This window comes from Saccharophagus degradans 2-40 (genome assembly GCF_000013665.1).
Lineage (GTDB): Bacteria > Pseudomonadota > Gammaproteobacteria > Pseudomonadales > Cellvibrionaceae > Saccharophagus > Saccharophagus degradans.
Map to the genome: position 1 here is coordinate 4,231,672 of NC_007912.1, position 21,080 is coordinate 4,252,751.

7 protein-coding genes are annotated in these 21,080 nt (G+C 48.1%); 2 read left to right on the top strand and 5 right to left on the bottom strand.

Annotated features, from left to right (window positions below):
• The first annotated feature begins 386 nt into the window (after positions 1-386).
• Together SDE_RS17360 and SDE_RS17365 are read left to right on the top strand one after the other, a co-directional pair.
• A complete protein-coding gene (locus SDE_RS17360) occupies positions 387-3,911 on the top strand; it encodes a LamG-like jellyroll fold domain-containing protein (protein ID WP_011469788.1) in 3,525 nt (1,174 codons plus the stop codon).
• Positions 3,912-4,012: 101 nt separating this feature from the next.
• Entirely contained in the window at positions 4,013-6,877 is a 2,865-nt protein-coding gene (locus tag SDE_RS17365; protein WP_011469789.1) for a TonB-dependent receptor, read from the top strand.
• Between the two features lie 181 nt (positions 6,878-7,058).
• Here the strand turns inward: SDE_RS17365 and SDE_RS17370 are convergent, their stop codons facing one another.
• From SDE_RS17370 to SDE_RS17390, 5 genes are all read right to left on the bottom strand, one after another.
• A complete protein-coding gene (locus SDE_RS17370) occupies positions 7,059-7,427 on the bottom strand; it encodes a YciI family protein (protein ID WP_011469790.1) in 369 nt (122 codons plus the stop codon).
• Between the two features lie 134 nt (positions 7,428-7,561).
• The gene (locus SDE_RS17375) at positions 7,562-7,990 is read right to left on the bottom strand and encodes an SRPBCC domain-containing protein (RefSeq protein ID WP_049762687.1); all 429 of its coding nucleotides are present in this window, start codon (positions 7,988-7,990) and stop codon (positions 7,562-7,564) included.
• A 53-nt stretch (positions 7,991-8,043) separates the two neighbouring features.
• Positions 8,044-8,898 carry a YciI family protein gene (locus SDE_RS17380; RefSeq protein ID WP_011469792.1) on the bottom strand — a complete coding sequence of 285 codons (855 nt, stop codon included), beginning with the start codon at positions 8,896-8,898 and terminating at the stop codon, positions 8,044-8,046.
• A gap of 207 nt (positions 8,899-9,105) precedes the next feature.
• A complete protein-coding gene (locus SDE_RS17385; protein ID WP_011469793.1) occupies positions 9,106-10,368 on the bottom strand; it encodes an RNA polymerase sigma factor in 1,263 nt (420 codons plus the stop codon).
• 257 nt (positions 10,369-10,625) lie between these two features.
• Positions 10,626-21,059: a tandem-95 repeat protein gene (locus SDE_RS17390; RefSeq protein ID WP_011469794.1), complete on the bottom strand. Its 10,434-nt coding sequence runs from the start codon at positions 21,057-21,059 to the stop codon at positions 10,626-10,628.
• Positions 21,060-21,080: the final 21 nt, after the last annotated feature.

Genomic DNA, 21,080 nt, shown 5'->3' on the forward strand with positions numbered 1-21,080 from the left:
CTACTGCATAATTCCCTCTTGCTTCAACGGTCTAACGCATCAGCTACCCGGTCGAGTTGACTTCAACACCGAACATAACCCTAAATGAATCGCCCCCAGCAACCGCTCTACCCGCCCGACAGCCGGATAATCACGCCTTTAGGCAGGTTACCTCGCCCGTATACATCCAGCCTCATCTATATTGAATGAATGATTCAAGCGCTCCTAAAGCAGGCACCTCATCCACAATGGGCATGGTTACTGGGCGGAGGTGAGCAAAAAACTACCTATTGATATTATTGTATTACTATTGCAAAATCGATTTATCTGATATTTAGGCGCCATCAGGCCAAATCAGATGGCAATAGATAACAATAAAACAATATATACAATGAGAGGCTCACCACATGAAACTTAAAGTATCACTCATAATGAGTGGGATTTTGGCCGTTTCTGGTTGCGGGGGATCGGGAGAGAACAATGTCCCTAACACCGTAGCGCTAGACACAACAACTAGTTATCCCAACCCCACACCCACCATCAGCGACAGTAGCGCATACAGCAATGCTGCCATTCACGACCCATCTATTTTGAAGGCTGTAGTTACCGAAGGCGAAGAAAGTAAGTCTTATTACTATGTATTTGGCTCTCATTTAGCCGCTGCGCGTTCAGAAGATCTAATGAATTGGACGGTTGTTTCCTCGTTAGGCGCCAACCATTTGGTAGATGAAAGCCCACTCTTTAACCACAATTATTCCGGTGAAGCAGCAGAAGGCATTGCGTGGTCAGCTAACTTTACTGGCTCTTGGGCTGCCGAAGTTATCCAGTCTAAAGCCGACGGAAAATACTACTTCTACTACAACCACTGCGCACAAGATAACCCAAATACCGTTGAAGTAGATGAGGTGTGCTGGCACAGGTCATACATGGGCTTGGCCGTGGCAGATCACCCAGAAGGGCCTTATGTAAATCAGGGCATCTTTCTTCGTTCGGGTCACACTAATGAAGAGCTAGCAGGCGATTACCCTGTAGTAGACCCCGCAACAGGCGAGAACATAACGAGCTATAACCCTGCTCACTTACCAAATGCCATAGACCCAGCCGTTTTTTACGATAAAAACGACAACCTGTGGATGACCTACGGTTCCTATTCAGGCGGTATCTACCTGTTAGATTTGGATGAAGCCACAGGCATGCCAGTAGCTGGCCAAGGTTTTGGCAAGCGCATAGCTGGTAGCGAAGGGACATTTAGCTCGATTGAAGGCAGCTACGTTATTTACAGCCCTGAAAGCGATTACTACTACTTGTTTGTATCCTTTGGTGGTTTCGACTATCGCCAAGGCTACAACATCCGTGTAGCGCGTTCACGTACACCAGAAGGCCCCTACCTCGATGCAGCAGGCAACGATATGGCTGCCACATGGAATGCAGACGCAGGTATTTGGGAAGGCGGAGCGCGCGTAATCGTATCTGTCGATGACCAAGGTAACCCAACTAGCGTCGACTCCAACGACTACGGCAGTAAACTTTTAGGTGGTTTTACTTTTAAATCCCAACTGGGCGACACTTCTGCCGAATGGGGTTACTTAGCGCCGGGCCACAACTCAGCACTTTATGACGAAGAAACAGGCAAACACCTATTAGTTACGCACACCCGCTTCCCTGATACCGGCAATGGCCACGCAGTACGCGTACACGAAATGTGGGTAAACAACGACGGTTGGTTAGTTGCATCACCTTTACGTTATGCCCCAATCGACGGCGACAACCAAATAGATTCTAGTGATGTAATTGGCGACTACCGCTTGGTTATGCAAGGTGCCGAAACAAACACCAGCGCGAACGAATCTATCTATGTCAAATTTACCGATCGCGGCCGCCAAATAACTGGTGACATTACCGGTTCTTACAAAGTGTTTATCGATCAGCCAGAGCGTATTGCAATAACCCTAGATGGTAGCTACTACGAAGGTGTTGCAAAATGGCAATGGGATACCGCCGAAGAGCGTATGACCGTTGCATTTAGTGCGACGAATAGTGATAACGAATCTATTTTCGGTATCAAGATGCAAGAAAAATCTTCTGCGGAAGTTGCTGCAGATATTGAAGCTGCACTTGCACTCCCAGCACGCATCAAAGATCGCTTGTCTCTACCCAACCACGCAACTCGCTCAGCCCAAATAGCCTGGACAACCAGTGATAGCGACCTAGTGACTAATACCGGCAGAGTTATTCGCCCAAGTGTTGGCGCAGGCGACCAAAACGTAACCCTTACCGCTAACGTAACGTTAAACGGCGAAACCACCACTTACACCTACCCCATCGATTTAACCGTAGCAGAGCGTGTTGAACTCAACCGAACTGCGCACTTTGCTTTCGAAGACGGTTTAACCGATGACACGATGACTTTCGATGCGGCCATGCCAATCGGAGATCGCCCATACAACACAGGCGAAGTTGGTTACGCGGCTGGCGTTGATGGTCAAGCAGTAAGCTTAAACGGCAGCAATGGTGTGCGTTTGCCAAACGGTTTAATTGACAACTATAACTACACGGTTTCTTTTTGGATGAATCCTACAGTTGTTAGCCAATGGACTGCTGGCTTCTTTGGCGCAGTGGATGAATTTGAAACAGACGCTGGTGTGTATTTCGCAGATCGCTGGGTGAGTTTCTTGCCAATGAGCCACGACGGCAACACTATGTTGTGGAGTCATAACCTACACAACGGCGTAGACAGCTGGTTCGATGCGAGTACCGGGTTGCGTATTCCAGAAAACGAATGGACCCACATGGCGTTTTCCGTACAAGAAGGCTTTGTACGCGTAATGATTAACGGTGAAGAGCGTTTCGCAGGAGGCAACCTCGCTAACCTTTATTTCGGTAAAGACGGCGTATTCACCCTTGGCGTTAATTACTGGGACGTATCTTTTAACGGTCTAATTGACGAATTTAAAGTGTACGACGAAGCAATGAATGCCGCGCAAGTTAAAGCGTTAGATATCGATAAGTTGAATGACACCGAATTATTTCAAATCATTCAAGATACGCTTACGCTTTCTGGTGACCTAACGGCAATTATTGATGATATCGAGCTGCCATTCGCCGGCGCATTTGGCTCAGCAGTTACTTGGGCATCTACCGACAGCAGCGTAATCGACCCTACTTCTGGTCAAGTAAACCGCCCTGTACGCGGCCTTCCCGATGCACCAGTAACGTTAACCGCAACCATCACCTTCGGTGACATGACGGCAACAAAAGAGTTCGACATTAACGTTAAGTCGAATACTCCACCACAGCCTGTCGCTCGTTTTAGCTTTGAAGATGACCTAAGTGATTCTACTGGTAACTTTGAGGCAGGCGTTGCCGCCGATAAAGGTATCGTTGTACCTGCGAGCTCCGAGAACACCTACACCACAGGCGTTTCTGGGCAAGCCATTGAGTTCTTGGGTGATGCAGGTCCCGGCGCGAAATTACCGGATAACCTAATTACCGACCATAGCTATTCAATTTCTGTGTGGCTAAACCCAAGCGTGAAAACGCAGTACACGCCAGCACTGTTTGCTTACGTGGCGGCCGACAATTGGATCAGCCTAGCTCCATTTGGCCCTGGTGGCGGCAACACCCTTTTGTGGGCGGGTAGCCTTGCATGGTATGACGGCGTTATTGGTTCGCAAATACCTAGCGGGCAATGGTCACACATTGTATTTGTAATTAATTCCGGCAATTTCTCCGCTTACTTAAATGGCGAATTAGTGAGTGAATTAACTAATTACCCAGACACTTTCACCGGCAATGGCGTTTCCCAAATGGCGTTAGCCACAAACTTCTGGGATGTAAATTACAACGGTTTGATGGATGAGTTGGTTATTTTCGATGACCCAATCTCTCAAGAAGATGTAAGTGAACTGTTCGCCGAAGGCGCTGCAGAATAAAACGGTGAACGCGGAGAGGTTAGCCTCTCCGCCTTATACAAGAATAATCACACTGGGTTAGCGTAAAAATAATTCGCCAACCTAAATATGGGAGAAGATCCATGTTTAAACCTTCAAAACTCAGTACTGCAATTGCCACGTCGGTTGCATTACTTAGCTCGGTTGCCTTTGCGCAAGAAAGCGAAACAGAGCAAGACTACGAAGAAGTTATCGTTACAGGTATTCGCGCAAGTTTATCTAAAGCAATAGACATTAAACGTAACGAAGTACAAGTAATAGAATCAATTGTTGCAGAAGATATTGGTAAGTTTCCAGATAACAACGTAGTAGAAGCATTACAGCGCGTACCCGGCATTCAAGTTACCGATCGCGCGTCGGGTGAAGTTAACGGTATCTCTATTCGTGGCTTAACGGATGTAACTACCACCATTAATGGCCGCCAAATGTATATTTCTAACGGCCGCTTCTACACCATGGCAGACACGCCTGCGAGTTTGATTTCACGTGTAGATGTATACAAAACGCGCTCAGCCGATAAAGTACCCAGCGGTATAGCGGGCCAAGTAGACGTTCACACCCAACGGCCATTTAATTTTGACGGCTCTAAGGTTGTAATTAATGCGCGCGGTATTTATCAAGACCAAGAAGGCAAATTCGACCCCAATATAGGAGCGCTAATTAGCAACCGCTGGGATTTTAATTTTGGTGAAATTGGTGCGCTTTTAAACGTTGCCACTGCTACCACAAACTTTCGAGACCAATCGATTACTTCTGGTGCTGCGTTCCCATACTTTACCTCAGACCCTAGCGGCCCAGAAGCGCAACCTTTCGCGCGAATCGGCTCTGGCTGGGAGCCAGGGCTAGAAGCAGGCTTGCCTTTTGCAGCTGGCTCCACATTAATAGTAAATGGCGTTGAAGAAGAATATATTTTATCGCGCGACGCAATGTTTGCGTCGGATTTTTCAGGCGAACGCGAACGCCCTGCTGCCAATATAGCGGTACAATTCGCACCTAACGAAACATCAGAATACACCTTTGAAGCCTTCTACAACGGTTACCGCCAACAAGACTTCAACAGCTTGTTTTTTAGCTTTGTGGATTCCACTTACAACCTAGACTTTAACGATGACATTTTATTGTATGAAGGTACAAACATTGTAAAAGAGCGAACGGTTTACGGCGCTCCGGATACCTATCCCAACTTCCACAGTGGCGACGCTTCCATCCGTCAAACAGACAGCTATCTGTACGCTATTGGCGGCGAGTGGGATATAGGCGATAACTTCCACTTATCTGCAGAGGCCTATACACAAAAAAGTGTATTCAAAAGCGAGTTTTTTGCCATCCGTTTAAATCACGGTTACTACGCTATGGATGTAGATTTTAACAGTGGCGACGGTGTTCCCGCTTTAACCTATATCGATAATCCCAACACAGCTGATGTTAATGAAGCAGACTTAACCGACGCATCGCAATTTGCGTGGGGACCAGCGTGGGATAACGGTGCAAGAGATGAAGGTGGTGCAGATACGTTAAAAATCGATGCCAACTGGGACTTAGACTTTGCCGGTATTACTAAAGTAGACTTTGGTTTACTTTACGAAGTTCGCACTGCTAATTCTGCGGGAAGAGGCTCTAACGTAAGCACACCAGTGCAAGATATTGCCGTAGACGAAATCCCCGAAGGCTTTCTAACAACCACGAGTGATTTCTTTGATGGCCGCGCAGATTTCCCTTCAGAGTGGGGTATTGCCGATGGTAACTACATGTTTGCCAATCGCGATTACTTCCGCAATTTATACGGTTTTTACAGCGAAGAAAATGACAATTACCTAGGTGGCGGCAACTACTTAACATTGCAAAAAACATTTGACGCAGAAGAAACCACCGCCGACGCATATATCCAGGCTAGCTTTGAATATGAAGTAGGTGTAGGCGTAATAGACGGTACTATTGGTATTCGCTATACCGATGGCACTACCGATATTAACTTCGTACGCTTGGTTAATAGCGCTACTGCAGGCCCAGAAGATAATTTCGAAGAAGGCGACGTTCCTTATTCCACCGTCGAAGCGACGCAAAACAGCAGCGCTAAATTGTTGCCTAGTATTGTTGTACGTTATAACTTCCTCGATGATTATATGGCGCGCTTTGCATACACGGAAACCATTCGCCGCCCGGACTTTGGCGCCCTTAACCCGTTTATTACCTACAATAAAGACGTAACGAATATAGGTTACGGTACTGCAGGTGGCGGTAACCCTAACTTGGAACCAGTTGTATCTAAAAACTTAGATTTCTCTTTAGAGTATTACTTCAGTGATGGCAACGCGATATACGGCACAATATTCAGTCGTGATATAGAAGGTTTAATTGTGGGTTCGCAGTCTGAAATTTACTACGACTACCCCGATGATGATCTAGATTCATACCGCCATATACTTAGCCTGCCAGATAACTCGGCAAACGGTGAATTAACAGGTATTGAATTGGGCTTAGTGTACTTCCCAGAAAACTTGCCAGGTGCGCTAGACGGCTTAGGTATCCAAGCGAGCTATACCGCATTAGATTCATCACAGGACAACCCTGTTTACAACGATGACGGCAGCTTAGCCGGCTATCAAGAATCCGAGATGTTTGGTGTTTCCGACAGTTCCCTAAGTACAGTACTTGCCTACGAAAAAGATAATTTTGGCGCTCGCCTATCGTATGTTTGGCGCGACGCGTTCCGTCAAAGAAACGAAGCAACCCTGTTCGCAAACCCTCTGCCCATATATCGCAGAGCAGAAACCAGTGTCGATTTCCAACTATCTTACGATGTAACCGACGATTTCGTTATTACCTTTGATGCAACCAACCTAACGGATGAAAAGTATCAAGAGTACTACGAACATCAAGACATCTATAACTTCTACTCCGGCATCTACAGCCGCACCTATGCACTAGGCGCGCGCTATTCGTTCTAGAAGGGTAGGGTATTAAGGAAAGGACTCTTTAATAAATTGCACATGCAAGGTATAGATGATTAGCGAAAGAATTTGCTAATCATCTATACATTTAAACGAGTAACACTTAAAAATTAATTTTGACTAGCATTAAACAGACGGTTGTGAATAACGTAATGCTCGCAACAAAGCTAACCTTTAACTATTGAATATTTCCTTCGCTAGCCAACTCTCGTACCGGCCTAATTTCAACACTTCCGTATCGAGCAGGCGGTATTTTTTCTGCAAGTCGCAACGCCTCATTAAAGTCTTTGGCTTCTAACATATAGAACCCCGCCAACTGTTCTTTCGTTTCAGCAAAAGGCCCATCGGTGATGGAGGATTTACCGTTACGCACCCGCAACGTCGCGGCCGTGTTTGTCATTTGCAGTGGTGCCCCATCGATATAATGGCCACTAGCGCTTAAGCTTTCCACGCACTCCATACACTCTCTATTGAGGGAGTCCCACTCCTCCTGCGACATGGCCTGTATTGTGCCTTCGTTGTAATACACCAAAGCGAGATATTTCACGTTTACTCTCCTAATTCTAATGCGGCAGTTAATCAATCAAAATTATCTTCGTTTGCCAGGATTATCATGGGCTTGAGTTTGTTGTACACCGCAGGTGAATCGAAGGTTTGCTTCTCACCCAAAAGCTAAATCCATTAAATTTTGGCTTCTGCTAGTGCGGCGAACTGTTTGGCGGCGAGACGCCAAGCGTCGGTCAATTTTGTGTCGCTACGCTGCCGCGAACAAGGTGTACACCAAAATTGCGCGGCTAGCCGATAACGAGTGCCGACGCTATCGGCCGCAAACCGAATTACCCCAAGGGTATAGGGCAAACTCGAGGGCTTGTCAGCGAAAATTGCATCGGTAAAAACAATGCGTCGCTGGGGAGCAACCTCTAAAAACAATCCCCGACGAACACGGGATTCACCATTCGGCCCGTAAATAGTGGTGTCGAAAATCCCCCCCGTACGCCATTCGATAGAGTGAACAACAGTACGTAATGGTTTTGGCTGCCACCATTCCGACAACTGGTCTTTAAATACCGACCAAACTCGTTCGGGCGGAGCATGAATATAACGCGTCATGGACAGCTCTCTCGACGGACTCGGCAAGCGAGGACTAAGCGCAACCATTGCGCCTACTCCGACGCCGCGTCTGCAGCAATCAACACCATCCACTGAACGCCAAACGGATCTTTAACCTGACCGAATAACGGCGAGAAAAACGTTTTTCCTAACGGCATTACAATTTCCCCTTCGCTTGCCAGCGCACCAAAAATGCGTCTCACATCCTCCTCGGTATTCAAAGCGATAGAGAGCCCAAATCCACCAGGCTTTTCAGCAGAAGAGCACCCGTCGGAGGCAAAAAAAGTGGTATCCCCTATCTTGAACTCGCAGTGCATTATTTTATTGTCGAACCCCTCCTCAAGTAGCTCTGGAGGTAGAGGATCTGGGCATTCGCTAAAACGGGAAGACGAAGAAAGCACAGCGCCTAGATGTTTTTGATAAAAACTTAACGCTTCTTCGCAACGCCCAGCAAAGAACAAGTAGCTGGTAACGTTCGATTTCTGAACAGCGATGGCCGAGCGCAACTCTTCCTCGTGCTTGCCCAGCTCGCCACCAGTATCCTGTTCAGCGAAATCGTCCATTTCGAAAAAGGGGCGAATTTCAATGTCCGAGACTTCATTTTCCATTGGGTTTGGACACTTCTGCACCCAATCCAAAGCCTCTTCCATCGATGCCACATTCCACACCCAGTAACCTGCTATTAACTCATTGGTTTCAGCAAATGGCCCTTTGATCAAAGTGCGCTCTTTGCCTTCAAAGCGAACACGCCAACCCTCACGCGAAGGTTTTAGGCCATCACCAGCTTCCATTAGCCCCGCTTTAACTAACCCTTCATTAAACTGCCCCATGGCCGACATTAGCTCTTCGCTGGGCATTTTGCCAGCTTCTGAATCAGGCGACGCTTTGACTATAACCATAACTCTCATACTCTTTCCTCATTGTTTGCGTTAATAATTCTATGTTGCTATCAAGTAGTCGAACGGGAACGGCTGATTTCGACAAAAGAACTCAATAAAAAGTAAAAATAATTAAGCAAAGTTTGAGAATGGGGAGTTGGGGACAATCTAATCGCTACTCACTAACAACATACTCTCTAGACTGCTGAGTAAAAAGACCGGAACATTTTGGCCCAGTTAAATGGCGTCGAGCCTACTCATCTTTAGTTTTAACACCCGTCGCTCGGCCTCCTGATTCGTTAGCGACAACGCTCGCTCAAAAGCCGAACGAGCGCCCATTAGTTCCCCAGTTCGGCTCAGCAATTCGCCGTGAGCAGCGTGGAGCAAGTGATACTGCTCCAACTCTTGACCGCGGATCAATTGTGTAATGATCTTCAACCCAGCTTCTGCCCCTTCAAGCATTGAGACTGCGACTGCTTTGTTGAGCTCCACGATAGGAGATGGGTCGACCTGCGACAGAGCCTCATACAGCTGAACAATCTGTTGCCAGTCAGTTTCCAACCAAGTGGGCGCCTGTGCATGGCAAGCTGAAATAGCCGCCTGTAAAGTATAGAACCCCACCGACCCGAGAACGAAAGCGCGGCCGACTCTAAATCGTCCCTCATCTATCAAGTCTTTCGCCCATAGACTTCGGTCTTGATCCTCTAGCAAAATAATATCACCAGCAGAATTTGTTCTACTGGCACTACGTGACTGATGCAGCAGCATAAGTGCAAGCAGACCTTCTATCTCGCTATCTTGCATTAGCTCCAGCAACTGCCGCGATAATCGAATCGCTTCTGATGACAGCTCCACTCTAAGCAAAGTATCACCTTTAGTGGCCGAGTAGCCTTCATTAAACAGAAGATACACAACAGCTAGTACTGCATCTAAGCGCTGCGCCAACTGCGAGCGTTCAGGAATTTCGAAGGGAAGTTTTGAATCACGAATCTTGGCCTTTCCTCGAACAATACGCTGTGCCATTGTCGATGGGGTTACTAAATACGCACTAGCGATCTCTTCAGTGGTTAGGCCACACACCTCTCTTAAAGTGAGCGGGATTTGTAACTTGGGGTCTAGCGCGGGATGGCAGCAGGTAAAAATCAAGCGAAGTTGATCATCCTCAATAATATCGCCATCCCAATCCAGCGCTTCACTGTCGCTAAGGGGCGTAATAGCCTCTAGAGTCTCAGCTAAATGAGTTTGCCGCCGCAACTGGTCGATAGCCTTAAAGCGGGCGGTAGATACCAACCAAGCACGCGGATTATCCGGTATGCCTTTATCCTGCCATTGACTCAAGGCGACATGAAAGGCGTCGTGCATAGCCTCTTCTGCCAATTGCATGTCTCCTATTAGCCGAATAAGCGTGGCGTATATACGGCGAGACTCCGCGCGATATATGGCGTCAATTAAAGCAGGAAGGTCATCTTCAAACGGTGATGAGGTTTCTTGAGAATGCATAACTAGGCAGACTATAGCGGTAAGTTTAAATGTCTTTTTATATTGAGGCTGGTAACGCAAAAACCGTTGTAGCTAGTGATCAAGATGCCAGCATAGCACGCTACAAAGTCTTTAGTGTAAATCCAGTAAACCGCAGAATGTATTAAACACGAAGAAAAAAGCTACTGCCATTATGGTGTTGGACGATGGTGTACTAAGCACTCGTATCCCCCCAAAAGCGGTGTGGTACAAGTGCTTTTTGTATAAAACTTAGAGACTTAAAAATTAATTTTTACCATAACACCCGTCAATGAAACACCCTGCCCATCGAGGGTGTGGTACTGATATTTAATGCCTATTTGCGCGTCTTTATTGAGTGGCAGTGATGCACCTAAAGCGAAGTACGGGTCTATGCTACCTTCCAATTCGGTATCGGCAATGCCTTCTACCGATACAACTTCACCTTGCCAAACAAACGCGCCCAACTCTGCGTAGCCCATTAGGGGTTGCATAACTTGTGCAGTATACCTAGCACCTAGGGTTAGCCCCGAACCGGTATGTGGGTAATTATTTTTTAGTGCGGTGGGCAGTGCGCTGCTATTACCCGATGGCACGTCAAAATCGACAGCAATTTTACCTAGGTCTAAGTAGCCCACTGTTGCTGCGAGATGTTCGTTGTAGTTGTACCCCAACATAAAATGAAACGCGGTACTGGCCGTATCGTATTTTGTGGGGGTTACAACTAAGCCGTCGGCAGCCATGCCCGTCACAAAATCGCTTTTATTATGGGAGCCACTGGCTCGGCTAATACTTACTTCGCCAAAACTGTTTTGCACAATATTTTGCCAATCTAATGCCTGCGTTTTTTCGCTTGGCAAACTTAGTGCAACGGCAGTAGCAACAGACGCGGCGATTTTTTTATGCGTGTTGTTTTTACTTTTATTGCGTGTGCTAGCGGTGCGTTTTTTTCTGTTAGCCCACGCCAAGCCACCAAGCAATACCACAAGCACGGGCGCTAAACTGCCACCACCACTACCGCGTGTGCTCACCGATTGCGAGTTTTGTACAGCAATGCCACCGGGGTCTTCCACAGAGCCATTTACAATACCGTCGGCATCGTTGGGGCCGCCGTCTTCAATGGTAAGCTGCACACAATAGCTACCTTGTATTAGCCCCGCTTGCCAAGATGCATCCCCTGGAGGTGGGCAGTAGCCCAACTCGCCTGCGGCGCTGTGTAGACTGTTGTTTGCATCTTCCACAAACGTAGACCACACACCATTGTTAAATTTACGGTATACACCGTTTGCAGGTATGGCCATTTGCTGAGGAATAACAACACTCACCGATTGCCCTTCGCTGGGTAGATCTGCCACCTCAAAGTCGAATAAATCGCTCTGTAGTGCAAAGTCGGTATCTTCAATTAAGTCTTCTTGTTGCGCTATATCTTGTTTATCTAAACGCGCACCACCAGAGCGCCCAGCTAATGCAAACTGGCCTAAGCGGCAACGCACACCAGGGTCACATTCTATTAAGAAGGAATCGGTTTCATTTACCGTTTCTGGCAGTACGTTGGGTGCATCAATGTTATCGAGATAATCAGAAATGCCATCGCCGTCGGTGTCGGCGGTGCCTTCGGTTTCATCATCTATGCCATCGTTATCGGTATCTACAGCGGCGGATAAAACCGGCGGCGCAGGTACTACAACAACATTTATTGTTTCGGTATCCACTGCGCCACCACTGTCGGTAACGGTAAGCGAAAGCTTGTAAGCGCCGTTCGCTAAACCGCTTGGGCTAAATACGAACAAGCCATTACTTGTATCGCCATCTGTATCCACTAGGTTGCCTCTGCGCGTTGCCCAACTGTAGGTATGGGTATCGCCTACGTTTGCATCCACCACCGTAGAGCTAACCGTTACTGGGCCACCGTTGGGGCTTACCAATAATGTTGCCACGCCGTTTTGTTTAGCAACCAGTGCCACCTGCGGTGCAATATTGCGTTCCACAATGGTTAAGGTGTGCACGGTTCGCGCACCGGCATTTATGTCGTAAATATCGGCTTCAAAACCATTTGTTAAGTCTTGCGCATTGGTTGTTCTATCGTCTAGTCGCACAATTAATTGCTCGTCGTTTTCGGCAATACCATCTGCGGTAATATTTACCATTAACTGCACACTGGTTGCGCCGCTATTAAATGTAGCAATACCTGCAACTAAGTCGTGATCTGCAGAGGTAGCAGTACTGGACACATCAATAATGTAGGGAATTTGCAGCGGATAAAAAGGCGCTTTACCGTTAAGTACTATGCCAATTTTCGCCACACCACCTTCCACGTTTGTTGTGTCTTTACTTAGCGACACTAACGGGCGTATATAAACTTTTTGGGTGACTTCCGCCACGTTGTTTTTGTTGTCGGTGGCTTGCCACACAATATTGTTTTCGCCGGGCGCTAATTTGTAACTATCCACTATTGCGCCTTTGGGGTACAAATCGCAGCAGCCTTGGCCATCCACGTTATCGCTTACTAATGCAGCCATGGCGGCATCGATTTCTGCGGTATCGGCGTCGGCCGCCAGCCCCAACAACTGCGAAGTGGTTACGTTGGTAAACAGCGCTACGGCATCCAAAATAATATTGCTGGGCGCTGTAATTTGTGGCGGGGTAACATCCAGGTAGTCCGATCCATCCATTGGGTCTGTGCCATCTTTGCCCTCTTGGTAATCGGTTATGGTATCGCTGTCGCTATCCACTCTGGCCACCACTGTTAAGTTAAACGCAGGTAAGGCCACAGTGTTTACACCATCAGTAACATTTAACTTAATATTATTAAACACACCCACATCGTTAGCACCGGGCTCACCGGTTAATGCGCCGGTTACAGGGTTAACGCTTAGCCAACTGGGCGCATTTGTTACGCTGTAGGTAAGGTTAAAATTGCTATCGCCTACTGTTACATCGGGTGTAAAGCTGTAGCTGCCGTCTTCTTCCACATCGGCATCGGGCGTACCCGATACAGCCGGTGCGGCAGCGGGCACAAATTGTATTTGCACGTTAGCCGCGTTAGACACAGCACCGCTGTTATCTTCAATGGTATAACTAAAGCTATCACCACTCGTTACATCGACTGTTTGATTTGCGCTATAGGTTAGCGTGCCATCGTTGTTATTCACTAAAGTGCCCTGCACGGGTTGTTGTGTAACAACTATGCTAGCTGGCTCTAAGGTGCCATCGATATCGTCATCATTAACTAACACGTTAATAATTTTATCTACACCAATCACCACATCGGCACTGTCATTATTGGCTAGCGGCGCATCATTAACGGGGTCGATAGTTAACGTTACGGTTGCGATATTAGACGCAGCGCCATCGTTATCATTCACTTGATAGGTGAAACTATCGTTGCCGGCATAATCATCTAGCGGTGTATAAGTTACGCTGCCATTAGCTGGGTCTACTGCCACAAAGCCTGAAGCCGGCCCGCTTATTACCGCTACCGAACTGGCTGCAAGCGAGCCATCCACATCACTGTCGTTACCTAACACGTTAATCATAAGCGAGGCATCTTCCAGCAAGCTTACCGTATCGTCTACCGCCACCGGCGCATCGTTCACGCTTGCAACGGTAATGGTAACGGTTGCTGCTGCCGATGCGGCACCTAGGTTGTCTTCTACGGTGTAAGTAAACGAATCGCTGCCATTAAAGTTGACGCTTGGCGTATAGGTAATTGCACCCGTAGCAACGTTCACGCTTGTGCTGCCGTTGCTAGGTGCCGTGGCTACAGCCACAGAGCTTGCAACTAAGCTGCCGTCACCATCGCTGTCGTTGGCCAATACATTTACTTCTACTGCGGTATCTTCATCGGTAGTTGCAGTATCGTTACTGGCTACAGGTACAACGTTGGGGTCGATAACCGTCACCGTTACCGTCGCTGTATTTGAGGTTGCCCCGTTGCTATCGTCCACGGTGTAAGTAAATGAATCGTTGCCAACAAAGCCGTTGGTTGGGGTGTAAACAATTTGCCCCGCAGATACCACGGCGCTGCCGTTGCTTGCGTTATTCACCACCACAAGGGTGTTGGCATCAGGTGCATCTGCTGTGTCTACATCGGTATCGTTAGCTATTACGTTAATTGATACGGCCGTGTTGATATCTGTCGAAATCACATCGCTCGCGGCAACCGGTGCATCGTTTACGGAATTAATAGTAATAGAAACGGTAGCAGCAGCCGACGTCGCACCCGTTGCATCTTGCACGGTGTAGGTAAAGCTATCGCCACCGTTAAAGTTGGCTGCAGGTGTATAAGTAATTACGCCGGTGGCGGTGTTAATACTGGTAGAACCATTACTTGGCGCAGATACGATTGTTACACTCGCCGCGTTGATGGCGTCATCGGAATCGGCATCGTTAGCAAGCACATCAACCATTACGGCGTTGTCTTCATCCGTTGTTTCTGCGTCGTCGGTGGTTTGCGGTGCATCGTTTTGTGCAGCAACACTAATGGCAAAACTAAAGTTAGCGCTGCTGTTGTTATTCACATTACTCAAACCATCCGCAAGACTAAATGTGAAACTGTCGCTAGTGGTTTCACCGCCGTCGTGATCGTAAGTGAGGCGGTTATTTGCAATGTCGTCTTGGGTGAACGTTCCGCTGTTAGCTAATGCCGAGCCACTTAAACGCAAGGTTCCGTTAGCAGGTGCAGCTGCCACCGTGTAGGTAACATTCGCAGCGGTACTTAGGTTATCTGTAGCGGCGAGGTTAGTCGCGCTTATCACTGCATCCGCTTCACCTTCGCTCACACTTAGTGATGAATTGGTATCGAGCGTGGGTGCCGATACATCCACAACAAATGTGCTTATGGTTAACACGTTACTGGTGTTCGATGAAGCATCCACCACCGTAAGGGTACAGTCGCTGTAGCTATTGCTCATTAACGCGCTGCTGTTATCCGGCTGTGTAAGGGTAATGGTGTTATTGCCAGACGTTATTGCGCCTTCATCACCACTGCCACAACTGCCACCCACACTTAATGTACCCGCCTCGGTAGACGAGAAAGTAACTGTAGGCATGGCATTGTTACCTGGGGTTGCCACCGCGGTTACTTCCGCAAGTGTTGGCGCGGCTACATCGATTGTAAATGCTGTAAGGGTAATGGTGTTGCTAGTGTTGCCCGAGCTATCTGTAACTGCCACGGTACAATCGCTGTAGGTACCCGCAGCAAGTGGGCTGGTGTTATCTGCCTGAGTAAGCGTTAAAGTTGTGTTGCCGCTACTCATGCTGCCTGCACTCGCGCTGCCACAGCTGCCACCCATTACTAAGGTGCCAGCTTCGGTGGTAGAAATAGTTACATCTGGCGTTGTGTCGTTTGCAGGTGTAACCACCGCTGTCACTTCCGCTACGGTTGCAGCGGTTGTATCAACTACAAAACTTGTTAATGCTAAAGCGCTGCTTGTATTGCCAGCCGCATCGGTAACGGTTGCAGTACAATTAGAATAGGTTGCATCTGCTAAGACCGTGCTGTTATCCGTTTGCGTTAAGCTAATGGTGTTGTTACCCGACGTAACCGCACCTTCACTTGCGCTGCCACAACTGCCACCTATTGCTAGCGTACCTGCCTCAGTAGTAGAGAAAGTGACACTTGGGGTGGAATCGTTAGTAGGCGTTGTTACTGCGGCTACTTCGACAAGCGTTGGCGCGGTTAAGTCAATTTCAAAACTCGTAAGCGTTAACGCGGTATTTACATTACCAGAGGCATCAGTAACGGTAATTGTACAATCTGCGTAAGTGCCTGCAGTTAATGGTGAACTATTGTCGGCTTGAGTTAGCGCAATAGTGGAATTGCCCGAGGTAATTGCACCTTCGCTTGCACTACCACAACTGCCACCTACCGCTAATGTACCTGCTTCATCTGTAGAGATAGTTACATTGGGTGTGGTGTCATTGCCTGGCGTTGTAACGGCTGTTACTTCGGCAACGGTGGGCGCAGTTAAATCGACAGTAAAACTCGTAAGCGTTACCGGCGTATTAGCATTACCCGAAGCATCGGTAACGGTAATTGTACAATCGGAATACGTGCCTGCAGTAAACGCGGTACTGTTGTCGGCTTGCGTAAGCGTAATAGTGGTGTTGCCCGAAGTAATCGCACCTTCGCTTGCACTGCCACAGCTACCACCTACGGCAAGCGTGCCCGCCTCGGTTGTCGAAATAGTAACATCAGGTGTCGAGTCATTTACTGGGGTAGTTACAGCGGTAACTTCTGCAACGGTTGGCGCAGTTAAATCGATAGTAAAGCTAGTTAACGTTAATGCACTGCTTGTGTTGCCTGCGGCATCGGTAACGGTTGCCGTACAATCTGAATAAGTGCCTGCAGCTAAAGCCGTGCTGTTATCCGTTTGCGTAAGGCTAATAGTGTTATTACCCGACGCAACCGCACCTTCACTTGCACTGCCACAGCTGCCACTTATTGCTAGCGTGCCCGCCTCGGTAGTAGAGAAAGTTACACTCGGGGTGGAATCGTTAGCTGGCGTTGTTACTGCGGTTACTTCGGCAAGCGTTGGCGCAATACCATCAACCAATACTGCAGCAAGGCTACCAACAGAATTTAGCGTAACATCTACAGTATTGCCCGCCGAGTCTGTCACGGTGCCAGCATTTAGCTGCAAACTTCCATTTACATTAATGCCATCTGTATCTTCGTCACCAATTTGCGTTACATGCCTAAATAAAAGCGCCGAAGAACCTGAACCAGATAAATAATTTGCGTAACGCGTTGTAGCCCCCACCGTTAATTCCAAACGAGGCGTTCCGCTACCAGTAGTTACAAAAACAGTATCGTTAAAGTTAACGGTAAAATCTAAATTACTCGATGCAGCATACGTTGCATTCGCCGGTACATTTACCGAAGTAGTGACCGGCGCAATATCATCAATAATAATTAAGCCCGTGTCGTTATCTACTGCCGATGTCGCACCCATTTGTGTGCCGCTATCAACGGTTAGATCTGTATCTCCATCGAGGCTCAGCTCAATAGTATTACCGTGCGTTACTATTGTGTTATCGCTGTAATACGCGTTAACGGTATAGGTTTCGCTATCGCCATTACTAACAACCAGCGACAAGCCTGTAAACGTAATGGTATCTGCAACAGCGCTATAAGTACCGGTCACATTTGCAGCGTCATCTCCGTTTAAGCGCCACACTATTGCAGCTCTTTCTGTATCGCTCGAAGTGCCCGCCACATGAATAACCACTTCAGATATATTCAAATCAAAACTGTCGCTTGCACCACCGTCACTGAGTGTAAAATCAAAAACATTTACAGCTTCACCAACCGTGTCGGCAGAGTAGCCCAAGTTAACCGGCTCACTTACACCGCTGCCTGCCGTTAAATCGCCATCATCGTCGATAGATTCAACTGCAACAGTTGATGCGAGAGCCAGCGCAGCCACATTATCGTTGGCGCCAGTATTAGAACCACTATCGGTAACGCTGGTTAACGTAATAACTCGATTCGCCACATCAGGCGTGGCGCTGTTATTTTGGTAGCTCAACGCATCTATTAACGTTTGCGTCGCAGCACTAGAAACAGTGCCGCCACTAAACGTTACGGTTGCTGTAGTACCGCTCACGCTTACGCTGTAACTTAAGCTGTTGGTTGCGGTGGTGCCACTATTTGTATCTGTTAGCGCAATAGCGGTACCGTCTGCATTTAAAATTTCGCTTGAACCATCGGCTAGGTTTGTAACGGTTAAAGTGAAACCAGTTAGGGTTTGGCCCGATTCAACAGTGCTAGCAGCCGACCCACTAAATAAACTGGCCGCTGCGCCGCCTTCGGTAAAGGTTGGGTTACTACCAGTGGCAGTTAATGTCGGCTCGTCATTTAATGCCGTCACGGTTACGGTGGAAGCTAATGCTAACGACGCGGTGTTATCGTTGGCGCCTGTGTTCAAGCCGCTATCAGTTAAGCTTGTAAGCGTAACAACTCTATTGGTGGTATCTGGGTCGTTACTATTATTTTGATAGCTAAGTGCATCTACTAATGTTTGTGTGGCTGCAGTAGAAACGGTGCCTCCGCTAAAACTCACTGTAGCAGTAGTGCCAATCACTACAACACTGTAGCTCAAGCTATTACTGGCAGTAGTACCGCTTGTACCATGGGTAAGCACAATAGTTGTGCCATCGGCATTTAACCGCTCGTTACTCCCATCCGAAACATTGGTCACAGTTAAAGTAAAGCCCGTTAAGGTTTGACCGGCCTCAATGGTACTTGCTGCAGCACCACTGAATAAACTCGCCGCCGCGCCGCCTTCGGTGAAGGTTGGGTTGCTGCCCGTTGCGGTAAGAGTTGGTTCATCATTTACTGCAGTGACCGTGACGGTAGAAGCTACCGCTAACGCTGCAACGTTATCGTTAGCCCCAGTATTCGAACCACTATCAGTTAAACTGGTTAGCGTGATAACCCTGTTAGACGTATTAGGGTCTGCCGTATTATTTTGATAACTCAGCGCATCAATTAATGTTTGTGTTGCAGCAGTAGACAGCGTGCCACCACTGAACGTCACCGTTGCTGTAGAACCACTTACGCTTACACTGTAACTTAAACTGTTGGTTGCGGTGGTGCCGCTGTTCGCATTGGTTAGCGTAATGGCAGTGCCATCTGCATTTAGAATTTCACTACTGCCGTCGGATACATTAGTGACCGTTAAGGCAAAGCCTGTAAGGGTCTGGCCCGATTCCACAGTACTTGCCGATGCCCCACTAAATAAACTCGCCGCCGCGCCGCCTTCGGTAAAGGTGGGGTTACTGCCTGTAGCCGTGAGTGTAGGCTCATCATTTGTTTCGGTAACGGTTACCGTGGAAGCTATGGCCAAGGATGCGGTGTTATCGTTTGCCCCAGCGTTCGAACCGCTATCGGTTAAACTGGTTAACGTCACTACGCGGTTAGAAGTGCTGGGGGAATTACTATTGTTTTGGTAACTAAGCGCATCTATTAACGTTTGTGTGGCTGCAGTAGAAACGGTGCCTCCACTAAAACTTACTGTTGCGGTTGTGCCTATTACCATAACGCTATAGCTCAAACTATTACTGGCCGTTGTACCGCTTGTACCATGGGTAAGTACAATAGTTGTGCCATCGGCATTTAACCGCTCGTTACTGCCATCCGTCACATTGGTAACAGTTAAAGTAAAGCCAGTTAAAGTTTGGCCAGATTCTATCGTGCTCGCGGATGATCCGCTAAATAAACTCGCCGCTGCGCCACCTTCGGTGAAGGTTGGGTTACTGGCTGTTGCCGTGAGTGTGGGTTCGTCGTTTACATCCGTGATATCAATATTGATTGTGCCCACGCTCACATTGCCTGAACCATCACCATCGTTCACCGTCAGGCCGGCTGTCGCCGCATCGTTGCCGCTTACATTTGAGGCACCGGTGTATTGTATATTGCTGGCGGTATCCAAATAGGTGTTGATGTTGGCGATGGTCCCAGTCAGAGTCAAAGTACCGGTGCCAGATCCACCAATGGTAACGCTGCCACCCGAACTGGCAGCAAAAGTACCGCTGCTAGCGGTTATAGTGGCGGTGACGTTTCCAGAGGAATCCACATCGGAGAAGCTAATTGCGGACAGCTCGAAATTACTCGCGCTCTCTTCAGTAACCGTGATATCGGTGGGAACGCCCGTAGCTGATGGGTCATCGTTAACCGCGGTGATGTCGATATTAATGTTTGCGGCAGTACCATTTTCCGTCCCATCGTTGGGTGTAATGGTGAGTGTAGCGGCATTATCACCATTTGCATTGGCCGCACTCGTGTATTGAATATTACTTGTGGTATCAAGATACGTATTAATATTTGCCGCAGTGCCAGCTAAGGTGAGAGTGCCCGTTCCTGAACCACCGACAGTAACACCTCCAGCTGTCGACGCGGCCATGGTGCCTGCTGAAACCGCGAGTGTGACAGTTAGGCTATCGCCATCGCTATCCGCAAAGACCAGCGATGATAGATCGAGGTTGCTGGCTGTATCTTCGGTTACGGTGACGTCTGTGGGGGCATTGGATACCGTTGGGGCATTGTTCGCTGCACCGTGCCCTGGGGCGTTACAGGCATCGTGTAACGCTTGGCATTGGGCGAGGTTTGTGCCGTTAGTCAATCCACCAGGCCCGCTAACAGAACAAAAAGTATTAGCAGAATTCGCACCACTGAACACAAATGTATCGTAACCTGGTTCACCGCAAACCAAAGCGGAAAATGGAGTTGCTGTACCTAAAGTATGAGCAAACCGCCTACGGCTAGCATCGTTATCCCCCGAAGTAGACGCGATTTTGACAGTGGCATTGCCGTCTACTTTCTGATTTAGCAATTGCTGCTCAAGTAGAAATTTCACCGCAGTACTAGCAACATTTTTATTGGCACTCTGTTTACCTACGCTACCCCCAGCCCCAAAAACGGCAAACGCAGACCGCGCCGGCTTTTGAGGCAACGGAGTAATAGTATTACCCAGTGTACTGGGTAATGGGTGCACCGCAGTACTTAGCGGCCCGACGCTAGAGATAGCACGTCGGCTAGATACCGGTGACTGACTAGCATTTCTGATAGAGGCAAAAGCACCACCAGCACCACCAGCGCCACCCGCAAACAACGCGATGGCCGGCAAGGTGGCTCGTAACGCTTTTTTAAAACCGGCTTTTGCTAACGATGGCTTTTTGGGGTGGCTCATATACCTAGGCCTCTAATAAGA

Excerpts from the sequence above, each read along its gene's own strand:
- SDE_RS17360 (WP_011469788.1), top strand. The coding sequence starts at position 387 with ATGAAACTTAAAGTATCACTCATAATGAGTGGGATTTTGGCCGTTTCT.
- SDE_RS17365 (WP_011469789.1), top strand. The coding sequence starts at position 4,013 with ATGTTTAAACCTTCAAAACTCAGTACTGCAATTGCCACGTCGGTTGCA.
- SDE_RS17375 (WP_049762687.1), bottom strand. The coding sequence starts at position 7,990 with ATGACGCGTTATATTCATGCTCCGCCCGAACGAGTTTGGTCGGTATTT.
- SDE_RS17380 (WP_011469792.1), bottom strand. The coding sequence starts at position 8,898 with ATGAGAGTTATGGTTATAGTCAAAGCGTCGCCTGATTCAGAAGCTGGC.
- SDE_RS17385 (WP_011469793.1), bottom strand. The coding sequence starts at position 10,368 with ATGCATTCTCAAGAAACCTCATCACCGTTTGAAGATGACCTTCCTGCT.
- SDE_RS17390 (WP_011469794.1), bottom strand. The coding sequence starts at position 21,059 with ATGAGCCACCCCAAAAAGCCATCGTTAGCAAAAGCCGGTTTTAAAAAA.